Annotated in this window: 16 protein-coding genes and 1 pseudogene; 6 read left to right on the top strand and 11 right to left on the bottom strand. The window is 45.0% G+C overall.

The features are described 5' to 3' along the window. Window positions 1-28 precede the first annotated feature (28 nt). Complete coding sequence (locus tag NQ559_RS00665) at window positions 29-697, bottom strand: hypothetical protein (protein ID WP_018695426.1); 669 nt, start codon at window positions 695-697, stop codon at window positions 29-31. Window positions 698-837: 140 nt separating this feature from the next. After that, window positions 838-1,113 (bottom strand): tyrosine-type recombinase/integrase, encoded by a 276-nt coding sequence (locus NQ559_RS00660; protein WP_309295501.1) that lies wholly within the window; start codon window positions 1,111-1,113, stop codon window positions 838-840. Between the two features lie 206 nt (window positions 1,114-1,319). Between NQ559_RS00660 and NQ559_RS00655 the strand changes: the two genes are divergently transcribed. Together NQ559_RS00655 and NQ559_RS00650 are read left to right on the top strand one after the other, a co-directional pair. Beyond that, window positions 1,320-2,549: a site-specific integrase gene (locus NQ559_RS00655; protein WP_004311259.1), complete on the top strand. Its 1,230-nt coding sequence runs from the start codon at window positions 1,320-1,322 to the stop codon at window positions 2,547-2,549. A 19-nt stretch (window positions 2,550-2,568) separates the two neighbouring features. After that, a complete protein-coding gene (locus NQ559_RS00650) occupies window positions 2,569-3,780 on the top strand; it encodes a site-specific integrase (protein WP_004311260.1) in 1,212 nt (403 codons plus the stop codon). Between the two features lie 64 nt (window positions 3,781-3,844). Here the strand turns inward: NQ559_RS00650 and NQ559_RS00645 are convergent, their stop codons facing one another. Both NQ559_RS00645 and NQ559_RS00640 read right to left on the bottom strand, forming a co-directional pair. Further along, on the bottom strand, window positions 3,845-4,138 hold the full coding sequence (locus NQ559_RS00645) for a helix-turn-helix domain-containing protein (RefSeq protein WP_004311261.1): 294 nt from the start codon (window positions 4,136-4,138) through the stop codon (window positions 3,845-3,847). A 12-nt stretch (window positions 4,139-4,150) separates the two neighbouring features. Beyond that, window positions 4,151-4,354, bottom strand: a complete 204-nt coding sequence (locus tag NQ559_RS00640; protein ID WP_032849094.1) for a helix-turn-helix domain-containing protein — start codon at window positions 4,352-4,354, stop codon at window positions 4,151-4,153. Window positions 4,355-5,015: 661 nt separating this feature from the next. Between NQ559_RS00640 and NQ559_RS00635 the strand changes: the two genes are divergently transcribed. Further along, the gene (locus tag NQ559_RS00635; RefSeq protein ID WP_459538935.1) at window positions 5,016-8,393 is read left to right on the top strand and encodes a type IIG restriction enzyme/methyltransferase; all 3,378 of its coding nucleotides are present in this window, start codon (window positions 5,016-5,018) and stop codon (window positions 8,391-8,393) included. A gap of 11 nt (window positions 8,394-8,404) precedes the next feature. Further along, window positions 8,405-8,791, top strand: a complete 387-nt coding sequence (locus tag NQ559_RS16045; protein ID WP_018695430.1) for a TaqI-like C-terminal specificity domain-containing protein — start codon at window positions 8,405-8,407, stop codon at window positions 8,789-8,791. Here NQ559_RS16045 and NQ559_RS00630 read toward each other — a convergent pair. Together NQ559_RS00630 and NQ559_RS00625 are read right to left on the bottom strand one after the other, a co-directional pair. Beyond that, complete coding sequence (locus NQ559_RS00630) at window positions 8,788-9,720, bottom strand: TaqI-like C-terminal specificity domain-containing protein (RefSeq protein WP_259804678.1); 933 nt, start codon at window positions 9,718-9,720, stop codon at window positions 8,788-8,790. The genes NQ559_RS16045 and NQ559_RS00630 overlap by 4 nt on opposite strands. 11 nt (window positions 9,721-9,731) lie before the next feature. Continuing rightward, a complete protein-coding gene (locus tag NQ559_RS00625) occupies window positions 9,732-10,340 on the bottom strand; it encodes a master DNA invertase Mpi family serine-type recombinase (protein ID WP_005680425.1) in 609 nt (202 codons plus the stop codon). 261 nt (window positions 10,341-10,601) lie between these two features. Here NQ559_RS00625 and NQ559_RS00620 point away from each other — a divergent pair. Then, window positions 10,602-11,567: pseudogene (locus NQ559_RS00620) on the top strand (IS110 family RNA-guided transposase). Window positions 11,568-11,821: 254 nt separating this feature from the next. After that, window positions 11,822-12,829: an IS110 family RNA-guided transposase gene (locus NQ559_RS00615; protein ID WP_022459586.1), complete on the top strand. Its 1,008-nt coding sequence runs from the start codon at window positions 11,822-11,824 to the stop codon at window positions 12,827-12,829. An 863-nt stretch (window positions 12,830-13,692) separates the two neighbouring features. Here NQ559_RS00615 and NQ559_RS00610 read toward each other — a convergent pair. The 5 genes from NQ559_RS00610 to NQ559_RS00590 form a co-directional block, all read right to left on the bottom strand. Next, window positions 13,693-13,926, bottom strand: a complete 234-nt coding sequence (locus NQ559_RS00610; RefSeq protein ID WP_004329589.1) for a hypothetical protein — start codon at window positions 13,924-13,926, stop codon at window positions 13,693-13,695. Beyond that, complete coding sequence (locus NQ559_RS00605; RefSeq protein ID WP_004329590.1) at window positions 13,923-14,852, bottom strand: amidoligase family protein; 930 nt, start codon at window positions 14,850-14,852, stop codon at window positions 13,923-13,925. Before NQ559_RS00605 ends, NQ559_RS00610 begins: the two co-directional genes overlap by 4 nt. 146 nt (window positions 14,853-14,998) lie before the next feature. Next, window positions 14,999-15,787, bottom strand: coding sequence for a ParA family protein (locus tag NQ559_RS00600; protein WP_026318286.1), 789 nt, complete (start codon window positions 15,785-15,787; stop codon window positions 14,999-15,001). Between the two features lie 27 nt (window positions 15,788-15,814). After that, the gene (locus tag NQ559_RS00595) at window positions 15,815-16,201 is read right to left on the bottom strand and encodes a DUF3408 domain-containing protein (protein ID WP_018695434.1); all 387 of its coding nucleotides are present in this window, start codon (window positions 16,199-16,201) and stop codon (window positions 15,815-15,817) included. A gap of 29 nt (window positions 16,202-16,230) precedes the next feature. After that, a complete protein-coding gene (locus NQ559_RS00590) occupies window positions 16,231-16,647 on the bottom strand; it encodes a DUF3408 domain-containing protein (protein WP_004329593.1) in 417 nt (138 codons plus the stop codon). Window positions 16,648-17,709 lie beyond the last annotated feature (1,062 nt).

Genomic DNA, 17,709 nt, shown 5'->3' with positions numbered 1-17,709 from the left:
AAGGAGCAGGAATTTCTGCTCTTTTTTATTAAAACCACCTATTAGATATTTTCAGAAGTCTTTTGTAGGCAACTCCATCTGTTACGCATTTGTATCGGCTCAAAGTTTTTGAAAGCCCTAACCCAAATTCCAAAGGTATAAATGTAGGGATGGTAAATGCTGGATTATTATAGATATTACGGATGGCTATGATGCGTGTTTTTGCAATTTCATGTAATTCGTTATCTGCTGCAATATCCCCGGTTTCTTTTATTGCTATATCTGATATTTGTGTATAGATTGCATTATAATAATGCATTCCCTTGTATTCTAATAATTGAATTATTTTATTCCTAATATATAGTTGTTGCTCTTTTATTTCAGTTGCTATGGAATAGAAATGATCGATAGTTTCAAACTCATTCTGTTTCAGCTCCTTTACGATCAAATAGCGATTCTTCATCCATTGATTATCATCATAAACAATTTTTGAATAATGCATTTGAGTTTCGTTAATTATCTGATTTGTCGAAATGCATTCGCTTTTTAGATATGAAATAGCTTCTTCTATGTTTCTAATTTGTAAAACTAATATGCGAGCGATGTTTTTCACCATACGTCTCTTGCCAAACAGATATACACTCCAAGCAACTCCTGCCCCAACTAAGACAGCAACCGTTTGAAACAAATTAGAATCAAGAATTTCCCAGAAAGTCATAATAACTACATTATTGTCTACAAATGTATTAAAAATAATGCGCACTAAAAAATAGGTTAAAAATATGCACCAAAAAGGCGAGGCGTGTTAGGGATCCTCCAAATCCCGTGCGCCCCGCCTTTCGTTATACGAGCATCGCCCTACCGGGCCATCTTGAATCTATCACCGATCCTTTCCGCCAGCGCATCCATATCCCGGCCTATCTTATCATTGGTGATTTTGGCATATATCTGGGTCGTGGTAATATGTTTGTGCCCCAACATTTTCGATACGGTCTCCAACGGTACGCCCTGTGTCAGCGTAACCGTCGTGGCGAACGTATGGCGAGCGCAATAAGTAATATTTAGAAATGCAATAAAAAACAGAATGACGATAATTAAACGTAAAACGTTTATAATTAAGCATTTTGCGAGAATTGCAGAACAGACAGACCTGCAAAAGAAAACAAAATATTGCGACGTTTCAGTTACCAGACTGTTAGCCGCCTGTTTCGGAAACGACGGCAGGTAACCGAATTTTTACCGATAAGAACAAAGCGGATTTGTATTCACTGTTTCTCAATGTTTTGCATGCCAAAGGACGCTTTTCAAAGGAGTATTTTTACAACCTAAAAAAGAGCGTTATGAAAGTGGAAAAATTCAAGGTGCTGCTCTACCTGAAAAAGAGCGAGCCGGACAAGACCGGCAAAGCCCCGATCATGGGACGGATCACCCTCAACCGCACGATGGCGCAGTTCAGCTGCAAGCTCTCCTGCACCCCCGGGCTGTGGAACGCGCGTGAGAGCCGGCTGAACGGCAAGAGCCGGGAAGCGGTGGAGACCAATGAAAAAATAGAAAGACTGCTGCTTGCCGTACACTCGGCCTTCAATTCCCTCATGGAAAGAAAAAGGGATTTCGATGCCGCCGCGGTCAGGGACATGTTCCAGGGCAATGCGGGCATGCAGATGACCCTGCTCAAACTTCTCGACCGGCATAACGGGGAAATGAAGGCCCGTGTCGGTGTGGACCGTGCGCCCACCACACTCTCGACCTACCTCTTCACCTACCGCACGCTTTCCGAATTCATCAAGGCGAAATTCAAGGTTCCGGACCTTGTCTTCGGGCAGCTCAACGAGCAGTTCATCCGCGACTATCAGGATTTCATCCTTCTGGAAAAGGGATATGCCGTGGACACGCTTCGCGGCTACCTGGCCATCTTGAAAAAGATCTGCCGCATCGCCTACAAGGAGGGCCACTCGGAGAAATACCATTTCTGCCACTTCAAGCTGCCCAAGCAGAAGGAGACAACACCGAAAGCACTCAGCCGTGAGAATTTCGAGAAGCTGCGTGATCTGGAGATACCGGAAAAACGCAGGTCACATGTCATCACCCGGGACCTCTTCCTCTTCGCCTGTTACACCGGCACCGCCTATGCCGATGCGGTAAGCATCACCCGGAAGAACCTCTTCCGGGATGACGAGGGCAGCCTCTGGCTGAAATACCAGCGAAAGAAAACCGACTACCTCGGACGTGTCAAGCTGCTTCCGGAAGCCGTCGCGTTGATTGAGAAATACCGGGACGATACCCGCGAGACTCTTTTCCCGCCGCAGGACTACCACACGCTCAGGGCCAATATGAAATCCCTGCGCCTGATGGCAGGGCTGAGCCAGGACCTTGTCTACCACATGGGACGGCATTCTTTCGCCTCGCTGGTCACGCTCGAGGAGGGAGTGCCGATAGAGACCATCTGCAAAATGCTGGGACACTCCAACATAAAGACCACCCAGATATACGCGCGCGTAACCCCGAAGAAGCTGTTCGAGGACATGGACAGGTTCGTCGAGGCAACCCGCGATTTGAAACTTATCCTTTAATCCCTAAACAATCATTATCATGCGCAGTACATTCAAGCTCTTATTCTACATCAACCGTAACAAGGTGAAATCGGACGGCACGACCGCCGTCCTCTGCCGGATCAGCATCGACGGAAAGAAATCGGCAGTCACGACAGGCGTCTATTGCAAACCCGGGGACTGGGACAGCAAGAAGTGTGAAATCAAAACAGCCAGGGAGAACAACCGCCTTGCCGCCTTCCGCAGCCGGTTGGAAGAGGCGTACGGGAACCTGCTGAGGAACCAGGGAGTGGTCACGGCCGAACTGCTCAAGACCACCGTGTCAGGCGCCAATTCCGTACCGGAATACCTCCTGCAGGCCGGAGAGGTGGAACGCGAACGGCTCAGGGTCCGCTCCAAGGAGATCAACTCCACTTCCACCTACCGCCAGTCGAAGACCACCCAGCTCAACCTCAGGCAGTTCATCGAATCCCGCGGGATGAAGGACATCGCCTTTTCGGACATCACCGAGGAGTTCGCCGAATCGTTCAAGGTCTTTCTCAAGAAGGAGCTGGGACACAGGAACGGACACGTGAACCACTGCCTGTGCTGGCTCAACCGACTCATCTACATCGCCGTGGACCGGGAAATACTAAGAGCCAATCCGATAGAGGACGTGGCATACGAGAGGAAAGAAACACCTAAACTAAGGCATATCAGCCGCAGTGAACTGAAGCGGATGATGGAAACCCCGCTGCCCGACCCGATGATGGAGCTGGCACGCAGGACGTTCATCTTCTCCTCGCTGACCGGTCTGGCCTACGCGGATACGAGGGCTCTCCATCCCCGTCACATCGGAACGACTTCGGAAGGAAGAAGGTATATCCGCATCCGCCGCGCCAAAACGGACGTGGAGGCGTTCATCCCGCTGCATCCCATAGCCGGACAGATACTGGAGCTTTACAACACCACGGATGACGACAGGCCGGTATTCCCGCTGCCGGTCCGCGACGTCCTCTGGTATGAGGTACATGGAATGGGCGTGGCATTAGGCATGAAAGAGAACCTGTCCTACCACATGGCCCGGCATTCGTTCGGAACCCTGACACTGACCGCAGGTATTCCGATAGAGAGCATCGCCAGGATGATGGGCCACACGAACATCGACAGCACGCAGGTCTACGCCCAGGTCACCGACCGGAAGATATCCTCGGACATGAACCGGCTGATGGAAAGAAGAAAGCCCGCGGCCGGCAAGGAAGCCGCAGGCTAAATAAAAACTGCCGCCGGAATCGTAAATGCAATTCCGGCGACAATCCTTAAACTTAAATACGATATTATACCAATGCAGGGTGATAGTTCTCCTCCAGCAGCCTCTCGATGTCCGACTGCCTGTACAGGATCTTCCCGCCAAGCTGGATATAGGGAATCCGTCCTTGGTCCCTGTAATCCTGCAGGCACCTGCGGCTGATCTTCAACATCCCGGAAAGCTCCCTGTCGGTCAGGAACCGTTCCCCGTTGAAGGGAGGACGGTTGTCACGGGCAAGACGTTCCACTTTTTTCTCCATGTCGTCCAGCAGGGCAAAGAACCTGCGGACACGTTCGTTCTCCTTGTCGATAATGCCTTCCATCTCTTCCGCTCTTTAAAGGTTTCCGTTCTTCCTTCTTTCTCTCACCTCCTTCTCCTTGCGTCTGATGCCGACGTAGACCATCAACTTCTCCACATCCCCGGGCTTGTAATAGAACTTGCGCTGGAGGCGGGTGAACGCCAGCCGTCCGGTATCGCGGAGAGTCTGCAGGGTACGCGGCGAGATGTCAAGGCGCAGGCAGACATCCTGGCCGTCCAGTCACTCTCCGGGTTCCTTACAGCGGTTTCTCTCATACAATCTGTCCACACGTGCGGACAGGTTCTCGGCGCGCGCCAGCATCCTCTCAAGGACACCGGCCTCGATGTAGCATATTTCCATATTTTCAACTCGTTTAAATATCAGTGCGAATATAAGGGAAGAAACCATGAGAGGCAAGCACGACCGGCACACTGGCAGGAATAGTCATGGATAGTCGGTTTTTGTCATATGGGAAGGAAAAAGAAAGCCGAAGCAGGTCTGGATCCACTACCCCCTTTGGGTATGTGAAAGGAACGTTGTGGTGAAAGAAAAAACTCCTTTTCACACATGGATGAGGCAATGCCGGAAGTCCGGCAATAAAAAATGTGGCTTCTCTATCCGGGTAAATGCCATGATTACAGACTTCTTCCTGTTCCTATACCATCAGGTCGGTTACCTTCAGGTTAACAACTTATCCAACCTGTGATAGATCCGGATGTGAAAAGATTACTTTGGCTGGCTATTACAATATAATAAGTAGAATCATGTCAAATCTACTGCTGCTATTGTTTGTTGATAATGGCTGGCAGTAGAACAAACTTTCGTTAAACCAATACGTTCATTCTTTATTATCAAGTTTTTAGACTACCTTTGTATTTTATTAACTCATTTACCAAACATTATGGGACTACTCAAACCGAATCAAGTTTTGAACAAAGCATATAGACAGGTTGCGATTGAAACAACAGATTTTGACTTATTCAAAAATGCCCTTCGCACATTGAGAGACAATATTGTGGATGGGCAAAGAGAACACACGCAAAAAGAACATTTACGTAATTTTCTGAGTGAAACGTTCTACAAGCCATACTACATGGCTCCCGAAGAAGATATTGATTTGGCTATCCGATTGGATAAAACTATCAAGTCCAATATAGGGTTATTGATTGAAGTAAAGAGTACCACCAACAAAGGTGAGATGATTTCTAATGACAATCTTAATCGTAAGGCTTTGCAGGAATTATTGCTATACTATCTTAAAGAACGTGTCAATAAGAAGAACAATGATATTAAATATCTCATCGCTACTAATATTCATGAATTCTTTATTTTTGATGCCCATGAGTTTGAACGCAAATTCTATCAGAACAAACAATTACGTCGTGAGTTTCAAGACTTTGTGGATGGACGCAAAACCAGTAACAAAACCGATTTCTTCTATACTGAAATTGCAACAACCTATATTGAGGAGGTGAAAGATAGCCTTGAATACACTTACTTCAACTTACAAGACTATCAACACCTGCTTGATAGAACAGACGGTAGCGCTTCACGCAAACTTATCGAACTTTATAAGATATTCAGCGATACACATCTTTTGAAGCTATCGTTCCAAAATGACAGCAATTCGCTCAACCGTGGATTCTACACTGAGCTGCTACACATTATTGGTATTGAGGAACGCAAAGAGAATAATAAAACCGTGATTGTACGCAAAGCTGTGGAACGGCGTGACGAGGCTTCATTACTAGAGAATACTATTAACCAACTGGATGCAGAAGATTGTTTGCGTCACATAAATGGTAGTTTGTATGGGAATGATTATGAGGAACGGTTATTCAATGTTGCAATGGAATTGTGTATTACTTGGATGAATCGTATCCTTTTCTTGAAACTGTTGGAGGCTCAGATGTTGAAATACCACAATGGAGATGCAATCTATAAATTTCTTTCAATAACTAAGATTCATGACTATGATGATCTCAACACACTCTTTTTCCAAGTGCTTGCACGTGACATGGGCAGTCGCACACACTCCATTATGCGTGATTTTGCTTACGTTCCCTATCTTAACAGTTCTCTTTTCGAGGTGACAGATTTGGAAAGTAAAACAATTAAGATAAACAGCCTTTCACAACGTACGGTACTTCCTGTCTTGGCGAGTAGCGTATTACGAAATAAAAAACGCAATCTACAAGTCAACGCATTACCCACCCTGCAATATTTGTTTGCTTTTCTCGACGCTTATAACTTTGCGAGCGAAGGCAGTGAAGAAGTGCAAGAAGAGGCTAAAACACTCATCAATGCTTCTGTTTTAGGGCTTATATTCGAGAAAATAAATGGTCACAAGGATGGTTCAGTATTCACTCCAGGCTTTATCACTATGTTCATGTGCCGTGAAGCAATCACCAAGACCGTGTTGCAAAAGTTTAATGGTTATTATGGCTGGAATTGTACCACCCGTATAGAACTATACAACCATATTGACAATATAGTCGAAGCTAATGAACTAATTAACAGTTTGCGACTGTGTGATCCAGCTGTTGGTTCGGGTCACTTTCTTGTGTCTGCTCTCAATGAACTGATACTCTTGAAATACGAATTAGGTATTTTGGTAGATGCTACCGGTAAGCGTATCCGCAAAGCGGACTATCAACTTGCCATTGAAAATGACGAGCTGATTGTTACCGATACCGAAGGTAATTTATTTGCTTACAACCCACTCAATGCGGAAAGTCGCCGCATGCAGGAAACTCTTTTCAAGGAGAAGCGTCAAATCATTGAGAACTGTTTATTTGGCGTTGATATTAACCCCAACTCTGTGAAGATTTGCCGCCTACGACTGTGGATTGAATTGTTGAAGAATGCTTACTATACGGCTGAAAGTAATTACACTTATTTAGAAACCTTACCAAATATCGACATTAACATCAAATGTGGAAATTCTTTGCTTCACCGATTCGCTTTGACAGACAGTATTCAGACCGTACTGCGAGAGTCTAGTATCAGCATCAGCCAATATAAGGAGGCTGTAGCTAAATATAAAAATGCCCAAAGTAAAAGCGAAAAGCAGGATTTGGAAACGTTTATAACAGAAATCAAGTCGAAACTGAAAACAGAGATCAACCGCCGGGATGCACGATTGGTTAGATTGAACAAACGCCGCTCTGAGTTGGCAAACTTACAAGCGCCTCAACTGTTTGAACCGACAAAAAAGGAAAAGAAAGCGTCGGACAAGCGCATTGCCGATTTAAAGAAAGAAATTGCGACTTTAGAAAATATATTTGAGGAAATACGCTCCAACAAAATTTATCTTGGTGCATTCGAATGGCGTATAGAGTTTCCAGAAGTACTCGATGCCGAAGGCAACTTCTTGGGATTTGACTGTATCATTGGCAATCCACCTTACATTCAGTTACAATCTATGGGTAAGAGTGCCGATGTATTAGAATGCATGGGTTACATAACTTATGCACGCACTGGTGATATTTACTGCCTCTTCTATGAGTTGGGTATGAACCTGCTTACTCCCAATGGTTTTCTTTGCTATATCACGTCTAATAAATGGATGCGTGCGGGGTATGGTGAAGCCTTGCGAGGTTATTTCGCAAGCAAGACCAATCCTATTATGTTGGTAGATTTTGCAGGTATAAAAATATTCGATGCAATAACGGTAGAAGCAAATATTCTTTTATCTCAAAAAGCAGCAAATATTTTTAACACACAAGCTTGTTTGGTACAAGATTCGAATGGCTTGAATAATTTGAGCGATTTCGTGCAGCAACAAGGCGTGAAGTGTAACTTTGCAGATTCTATCCCATGGGTGATATTGTCTCCCATTGAACAGAGCATCAAGCAGAAGATTGAGTCTGTGGGAATACCCTTGAAGGATTGGAACATCCAAATCAACTATGGGATAAAAACTGGTTTCAATGATGCTTTTATCATTTCTACCGAAAAGCGTGATGAGATACTAGCGAATTGTCAAACAGAAGATGAACGTGTTCGGACGGCTGAACTTATACGACCGATTTTGCGTGGCAGAGATATTAGGAGATACGGGTATAAATGGGCTGAATTATGGATTATCAACATTCATAATGGTATAAAAGGTAAATTACCTCGCATCAAAATCGAAGATTATCCTGCCATAAAAGCTCATTTAGATTTATATTGGGATAAAATATCGAAAAGAACAGACAAAGGAGATACGCCATATAACCTTCGTAACTGTGCTTATATGAGGATTTTTCTAAGCCAAAAATTGTATGGAAAATAATCGGAAACCAAATGGCTTTTGCATATGATGCCAACAATTATGTAATGAACAATGCCTGTTATATTATGACAGGCGATCATTTGGATTATCTGTTGGCAGTATTGAATTCACAAGCTATAACATGGTATAGCTATGTGACTAATATGAATAAAACTGGCGTTGGAGATGTTCAAGTTGGAGGTCAAAATATAGCGACTTTCCCTATACCTTTTTATGATGCCAATAAAATAGAACTCATTGAATTAGCAGAACTTGCAAACAGTATAATAAATAAAAATATCAATCTACCATTTATTGACTCTAAAATAGAGGGTTTGGTTTCAATGATATATGGATTCACGAGTGAAGAAACTAATTTTCTACATTCATTTGTTTCTTCACTCCGAAAGTCTATTTAGACAATTTGCTGGTTTTCAATATATTGAATTTCATCTGAGGTAAGTTTATAAACATCATACATCAACTTATTGCTAAAACATTCAAAATCCGTAATGCTCATCTTGCCTACTTTCAAATCATTGAAAGCAGCAAGATGAGTATTTAGTTGTTCAGTAGATAGCTTAGCAACAATAAGCTGTTCTATGGTATACTTTTTCCATCTAATAGTCCCTACTCCTGTAGTTGTCCCTACTTTAGAAAACAACCATTCAGACACGGACGAATTTAAAGCAGACAAAAGGTATTCAATACACTCGCCTTTCATGTAAAAAGAAGTTGCTTCTGGTATATATTCTCCCAAAAAGTCGAAAGCAAATTTTGATTTATCAGATATTTCTCCCCATATGATTTTTGGCTTAGAAAAATCCTCCCAATACTTGGCCCCCCAACATTGCATAGCATACCACTCATATCGAATTCCTGTCTCTGCTTTGTTTCGTTTAGAAAGTGGTTCTTTATATTCCAACATATGGTTATATACAGCAGGATATTGTTCTTTAAACGCTTTTTCTGCCTTTTCAGAAGCACCAGTTATAGATTCATCAAATTGGTATGGGAAATGCCAAGGGATATATATTAGCCATTGCCCTGCCCAGTCATATCCATACCTCTTTATATCTCTGCCACGAAGAATCGGTCGTATAAGTTCAGCCGTCCGAACACGCTCGCCTTCTGTCTGGCAATTCGCCAATATCTCATCACGCTTTTCGGTAGATATGATAAACGCATCGTTATACCCGGTAAGGACTCCACGATAAATGTTTATATCCCAATCTTTGAGTGGTGTACCAATAGATTCAATCTTACGCCTGATACTTTGTTCAATGGGAGACAATATCACCCACGGGATAGAATCTGCAAAGTTACACTTCACGCCTTGTTGCTGCACGAAATCGCTCCTTATGCTTCTACCATAAAAGTCTTAATAAATCGAGCGAGCGTATTTCTATCCACTTTACAAATTTTAGCGATTTTGCGTTGTGAAACTTCAGCTTTCAATAGTTCTTGTATGAGAATCCTCTTATCGTGGAGTTTGTACTTCTCTGGAGCACTTTTTTTCCCTTTAGGACGTCCTAATATTACCCCTTCTATTTTCTTTCGTGCTAAGGCTTCTTTTGTTCGTTGGCTAATAAGGTTACGTTCAATCTCTGCTGACAGTCCAAAAGCAAAAGCCAACACTTTACTTTGAATGTCCTCTCCTAACTTATAGTTGTCTTTGATAGTCCAAACCCTACATTCCTTGCTCATGCAAATATTCAGAATTTCCATTATCATAAAGAGATTACGACCCAATCTGGACAATTCAGCGCAGATAATCAAATCATCTTTCTGTACCTTATTGAGCAATTTTCCGAGTTCACGTTTGTTATAGGCTTTTGTTCCACTAATGGTTTCCTCTATCCAACCATCAATTTTTATGTTTTGATTGTCGCAGAAATTCTTGATTTCAAAACGTTGGTTTTCTACTGTCTGCTTATCACTGCTTACTCTAATGTATCCGTATATCATATGTCTAATTATAAATGTTTATAGATATATAATATGGATAGTTTTTCTATAGAAACCTAAGAGAGCGTTGATTTTACATTTAATTCTTTGCCATTTCGTTTTTAATGAACTTTCAATTTCCATTAGTCGTAAAGACCGTGAAAAATGTTTAGCCCCCACACTCTTACATCAGAAACCGGATAGTTCAATGGGCTTTTGAGCCCCCGCATTCGTAATGATGGCTCACGATGTAGTGATGTTGTTTAATTAAAGTTTCAGACTATGACCTACGTTGGAATCGATGTCAGCAAGGCGACCTTTGTTGTCGCTTATTCGTCCGCCAAGACCGGCAGGACAAAAACATTCAAGAACCACGGTTAAGGGTGTCCATGAGTTCATCCAAACCATTTCAGTAGCAGAGCACCATTGAGTATTAGAAGCCACAGGCAATTACAGTGCGTTGCTCGTCTATCTGCTTTCCGAAGCAGGGATAACCGTCAGCCTTGAGAATCCGCTGAAGATAAAGAACTTCGCCCGTGCCATGCTCTCCGTCACCAAGACGGACGAGATAGATGCCCGTCTGATAGCCCTGTACGGGGAGAGGATGCAGCCGGATCCTTATAAGCTCCGCAGTGACTCAATCCTCGTACTGAAGCAGAAACGAACGGTACTACGCCAGCTAAAGAAGCAACTTGTGGCAACACGCAACCTTAAAGGCTCGATGGAGTTCTTTCTTCTTTTGACCCTGAATGCAAGAAAACCATCGAAAAGACGATTGCTTTCCTCGAGAAGCAAATCAAGGCAATGGAAGAGAATATCACTTCCTTGGCGTAAGGCGAGTACAGGAAACAGATGGACTTGCTCACCTCCATCAAAGGCATCGGTGTTACACTGGCAGCCGCGCTTATCGTGGCCACAGGCGGGTTCACCTATTTTGATAATGCCAAGCAACTGACCCGTTATCTGGGCCTGTCACCTATTTACCAACAGTTCGGTACGTCAGTCAATGTCAAAGGTCACATCAACCAGAACGGGGATTCAAACCTCAGAAGCCAGCTCTATGTGGCGGCTTTCTCGTCACTCAGGTGTAATGCCGAGTGCAAGGCTTGTTTCGACCGTTTGCGGTCTAACGGCAAGCCAGGCAAGGTGGCGGTCGTTGCTGTCGCCAACAAACTTATAAGGCAAGCCTTCGCTGTGGTCACGCAAGGAAAACCGTATGTCGATGGGTTCAAGTCCGAGAAACCGTAAATACTCATCTGCGGAGGGAACGCCATGCGGCAACCTTAGATTTGCAGCATCAAAATATTTATCTTTGAATTGATATTGAAAGGAAAGCAAAAGGAAAACCATCAGCGGCAATAGAAGTCAAGTCTAAGTCCCTATTCGGTCCTTTTGCTCCTTCCTTGAACTCAAACCCATATAAGAATTTCAGTAAACCTGTTTAAGATTATTAGGTCAAGTTCAGGTCCTTTCTTTTTTGTTTAATGTTCAAAAACAAAAGTATGAAAGTTTTTTATTTAGGAGTTGATGTGAGTAAGAAAAAATTGGATTTATGTTTAAGGAGTAACGGTAAGGACATCCTTTATGATGTTATTCCTAATGATCTATCCTCTATTAAATCTTGGTTAACAAGAACGTTTGAGAAATTTTTCCTCTCTGAGGACAGTTTGGTTGTCTGTGCGGAACATACAGGGCAATATACCTATCCTTTGGTCTGTGCAACAAAAAGTATAGGAGTCTACTTATGTTTGGAAGATGCAGCTAAAATAAAATATTGTCATGGAATACCTCGTGGCAAAAATGATAAAATAGATGCCTGCCGAATAGCAATGTATGCAGAAAGATATAATGATTGCCTACAACCGTATACCGCATCAGAGCTTATAATACAAAAACTCAAAAACTTATCAACAGAACGCAGTATGCTTGTTGCAGATAGGGCTAAATATCAATCCCAGCTAAAAGATCAGGTAGACTATATGGAACACTCAATATATATTGCTAAATGCAATAGAGTTGAAGGGATTATCAATACATTTACGGATTACATAGCACAAATAGACCTTGAAATAAAAGAACTTATAAATCAAGCACCTGTCATTGCTCATCAAATGGATTTACTCATGTCTGTGGATGGAGTTGGGGAACGTGTTGCACTGAAGATGATCATGGAAACAGATGCTTTCACTTCTTTTACTGATCCCAGGAAGTTTTGCTGTCATGCAGGAGTTGTTCCGTTCGTCTATGTGTCAGGAAGTAGCCAACGTTCTAAAAATAGAGTATCTAATAGGGCTGACAAAAGCATCAAGCATTTGCTACATATGGCGGCACTATCTGTTTCACAAGTGAAAAATAGTCCATTGAAGAAATATTATGACAGAAAGGTCGAAGAGGGAAAAAATAAGATGTCGGTTCTGAATGCAGTTAGAGCGAAATTAGTTACGATTATGTTCGCTGTAATTAGGGCGGATGCTTTTTTTTCGAGAAATTATCAAAATTCGCTTGCGTAATCCATAAGAATAGGGGCTGAGCAGTCAGCCCCGACGAGCTTTCCATGCACGACAACTGCATAAATATACTAATTATCGTTAACCATATTCAGTTTTCTTATTATAGTCCATTTTTCTTTCCATTTTAAATAGCTTCCTGTCAGAAACTCAAATTATTGAAATACAGTTCAAAATACTTTCCAAAGGCACTTCCGGCTGGGTGTCGTGGTTTCCGACTCCCCCTCCGGAGCTGTTTGAAGAAGGAGTTCAATATATTTTTTACCGTTTCTCCGTTATCGCCTTTTTACTTTCCGACCGGTGATGAAAAGTCCTTGTGGGCGCCACCTCTTTCCGGTTCCCGGAAATGCGGTTCAAATATGAACCTTTAGCAGCAACGTATATCCGGCATCTTCTTCCCGTCGATATGATACGGATTTGGGGGGTCCTTTCAATGCTGTCCATAACCATAACTTCTGATTTATACATTAATTCCATGTGATAACCGGGTGTTTGGTCAGGCGGACGTTCCCGGTGGCGGATTGTCGTCCTACGCCGCAAAGAAAAAAAGAGTAAATGTATGAGGGAATACCTTGTCAGTTATAGTCATATATAGACATAAATAGTCAATGCCGGCAAAAGATATGACAAATGGCAGTCCGGCGAGAGCCCGGGATTCTTCCCGATATTGCCGGGATTGTGTGTAAAAGTACGACAATCCGTTGATAGCAGTATGAAAAGAGAAAAAAATGATTGAGGAAGGAGGTCGTGAAACCAGCCTCCGGAAAACAGGATACGGCGGAGATCAGATACCGTGAAAAAAGAAAAAAATCCCCACCGGAGATGAATGAACCGGCAGGGAACGTAACAATAAAGGAACGGGCCTCTCAACCCTTGATGTAACCGTACTTTTTCAGGTCGTCCATGAAATGCTCCGGCGTGTCGGTCCTCACCGTCACCCCGTGCAGTTCCCTGTACCGCCCGGAGAAATTCATCATGTACTCCTTATCGGTGCACCCGCTGTCAAACCAGCTGCCCTCACGCAGGAGGCGTACAAACTCGGAAGGGCCGGAGGCGGCAATCCTGCCGCCATCCGCCAAAATATACATATGCCTGTTCATGCCGATAATTTTTTAGTTCTCAGTTTATAATATAGTTTCTGTTCACCATCCAGGAAGGGGATGTCCTGGAGCGCGGTGCCCGCAGGCACCTGTCCCCTTGTGGCAAAGGTAACCAATTTGTGGAGAAACAGCACCCAATTTCGCATTTTTGTGAAGCTGGTCGTTCCCGAATGCTGCCGGAACTCGACCGTCTTGTGCCGTGAGTAGGCCTCAAGGTTCACCTTGTGGTAACGGTCACCGATCCTTCCTTTCAGCTCGTCCACCGTCCGGGCGGAACGTATCATCCCGTCAGAGACATGGCCCAGCCCACGGCAATAGTAGTTGTCCCTGCGGGATGCAGGCATGAACCTGTCGATGACCGGTTCCAGGTGTTTGTAGCTCAGGGCCAGGTTGCGCCAGGTCTCCATGCTGAAACCGGCGGCATCGATATGCACGTGAAGCCCGCAGCTCCCGTTCACCTTCACATCACACAGCTCAAGCACCCAGCAGACCTTCTCCAGTTCACGTAACCCGGCTTCGCCGACAAGGATCGGACTGACCAGCTCGAAGGTGTCATTCCCGTTCAGACTACTGTCTGTCACGAGTTTCCAATGCGGACGGGTGGTATGGTTGTAACCTTCCACCACAACCTCGATACCGGACTCCCTGAGCTCGCGTGCGAGCCGTTCGCGGGAACAGTTGTAAGCCTCGATCTCGATACCGAACTTGCGGTTGAAAGTGTAATCCGGTGCGGCTGCCAACGGTTGGATGTTCGGACCGCACTCACATTCACTCATACGGCGCAGGGCGTTCACTACAAAGCCGTAGTTTCCGTTGGTCACCATTCGTGCGATTTCCGCACGGGGAACACCCAGAAGATACAGTTGCCGGATCTTGCTCGTCTTTGTCGTTTCTTGTGCTAAAATGCTTCTGATTTGCTCGTTCATAATTTATTACCTCCTTTATTATTACACTACTAAGGTAATGCTTTTACAGGAGATATCGTAATTATAAGATCCTTATTATCACGCCATTAGCTTACTTTATCTTAGGCTAAAAGTCCTTATTTAAGGTGTCTATACCCTGACATCCGCTACCGGTCGGTATCGGGTTCCTCCAGGCCGATGGTACGGCATATCTCCTCCACCAGTTCAGGAAGGCCGGAGCCTTTCTCCTGATGGGGATCGGGTGGAAACAGCGTGGAACGGAAGACACCCTTGCAGACAGGGTCCGCCTCCCTGTTGTAGCGGAGGGTGTTCGGAATGTGTGAGGACAGCAGCCGCAGCCCCATCTTGTCGATGACCCGGTTCCAGGCGTCATACAGGTTCTTCCGCCCCCTCCTGTCCACCATGTTCCAGAACAGCCAGGTCCCTTTCAGGTTGCAGTTCTTCCTGGCGACCAGCTCCTCTTCCAGAGCCTTGGTAAACTGCAGGGAACTCTGCATGACGATGTTGTCCGCCTTGAGCGGGACGAAAATGTAGTCCATCGCGGCAACAGTATAGACCACCCCCTCGCTGCGGAGCGTTCCGGGAAGGTCGAAAAGCACGATATCGAAAGTTTCCTCCTTTTCGTCCATATAACGATGCAGGTCCTCCACCGCCTTTTCCGGATCGCTTTTGATGACCGGATAGGCAGGCTTCCGGATTCTCTCGTGCTGCCGGTAAAGGCTCACCTTCAGGTCGTCATTTTTCATGACACTCTCCATGTCCCTCTCACGCATCAGGGCGATGCTGTGCTGCGGGTAGTCACAGTCCACAACCGCCACACGCAGGCCTTTGCGGTAATGCAGCACACTGGCCAGCAGTACCGTAAAGACGGATTTTCCCACGCCACCCTTCTGGCTGGCGACGGCAACCAACAACTCTTTTTCTTTTTTCATCATACTTCTTGCATTAAATGTTAAACACTATTATGACCGGCCGGGCAGGGACTCTTCCAGAATCATCTCCACCGTTTCCCTGTATTCTTCCAGATGCCGCGATACAAGGTGGTTGATGAACCCCTCCAGCGTGACCGTTCCATTTCTCGAGGCTCCCGCCAGGATGGACAGTTTCCGGTGCAGGGCGGCAGGAATATGCAGTGACCGGCGCTGCACGCCCGCAATGCCATGCAGGTATTCCTCCCCATAGACGGACGGCTGCATGGGGCCGCTTTTCCTTGCGGGACGCATTATGTCGTTACCGGACGTTCCACGTCCCTTCCGGGGACAGGCAGGTGCTTCCCCCATGATCTCACGGATGCGGTCCGCGTCCATCCCGCCGGAACCCATCCGGTCTTTTACGTTCTTTCCTGTCATGATATATCTTCTTGGATAATGACAACATTTTATCGGCGGGCCGGTTCTCCCGGCTGCCCGTCCTCATCCCAGGGACGGTAGACCTCACCGAGCAGGGCGGCGATATCCTCCCTATGTTCCTCCATATGGAGCTCCAGCAGCCGGATGATAAACCCGGAGATGCTGCCGCAACCGGCGGCCCTGACCAGCATGGCGATCCGGCGGTGCAGCCTCCCGTCAATATACGCGGTCTTCCACTCCACAGACTTGGGAGCGGGAACCAGAAACCTCCTCTTGTATTCTTCCGGGGCTGTCACTTTCCCTGCACGGACCTGCCTTTCATGACCCGGCATATCCACCGCCGGTTCCGGGGATGGGGAAACGGGAGCTGACAGAAGGTTTCCCGTGAGTCCGACCCTCTCGAGAACGATATCGGAAAGCCGGTTCTTTTCCTTTTCTGAATCCATTGTCTTAAAATCTTAAATTATTAAATTACACAACTGGCATTGTTTCGGAATACAAAATAAAAAAAGAAGAGGACAGGACGGAACCACCTGTCACTTATAGTCATCCAAAGTCGTTTATTGTCATGATACACATGATGGTGGGGACGAACATATGGTTCCATCCGGATGGTTCTTCCCATGCAGGAGTGACGTCAGAATCCTGCTGTCCGTAGCGGCGTGGAAAAGCGGCGGGATTCCGTTCCTTGTCCACCGCCCCTTTCAAATCCTTATGGGCAGGTGTGGGAGCATGCATCCGTCCTGATACGGATTCTTGAATTATCGGTCTGTGGAAGTGTAAAAATATCAATCCGTTAATGGAGACAAGGAAGAAAAAACATAAGGCGTACACGGCTACATGCACGTTCTCCATTTGCAGAAGTGTAGAAGTGACAATCCATTAATGGAGACAATGAAGGAAAACCATAAGGCGTACACGGCTACATGCACGTTCTCCATTTGCAGAAGTGTAGAAGTGACAATCCATTAATGGAGACAATGAAGGAAAACCATAAGGCATACACGGTTACATGCCCATTCTCCATTTGCAGAAGTGTAGAAGTAACAATCCGTCAAAGGAGACAGTGAAGGAAAGCCATAAAGCATATACGGTTCACTGCCCATTCTCCATTTGTAGAAGTGTAAAAGTAACAATCCGTCAAAGGAGACAGTGAAGGAAAGCCATAAGGCATATACGATTCACTGCCCATTCTCCATTTGTAGAAGTGTAAAAGTAGCAATCCATCAAAGGAGACAGTGAAGGAAAGCCATAAGGCATATACGGTTCACTGCCCATTCTCCATTTGTAGAAGTGTAAAAGTAGCAATCCATCAAAGGAGACAATGAGGGAAAACCATAAGGCATACACGGCTACCTGTCATTCTCCATTTGCAGAAGTGTAGAAGTAACAATCCGTCAAAGGAGACAATGAAGGAAAACCATAAGGCATACACGGTTACATGCTCATTCTTCATTTGCAGATGTGTAGAAGTAGCAATCCATCAATGGAGACAAGGAAAAGAAACC

It is taken from the genome of Alistipes onderdonkii (genome assembly GCF_025145285.1).
Taxonomy (GTDB): Bacteria; Bacteroidota; Bacteroidia; order Bacteroidales; family Rikenellaceae; genus Alistipes; species Alistipes onderdonkii.
This window is presented reverse-complemented; position numbering and strand designations above follow the sequence as displayed.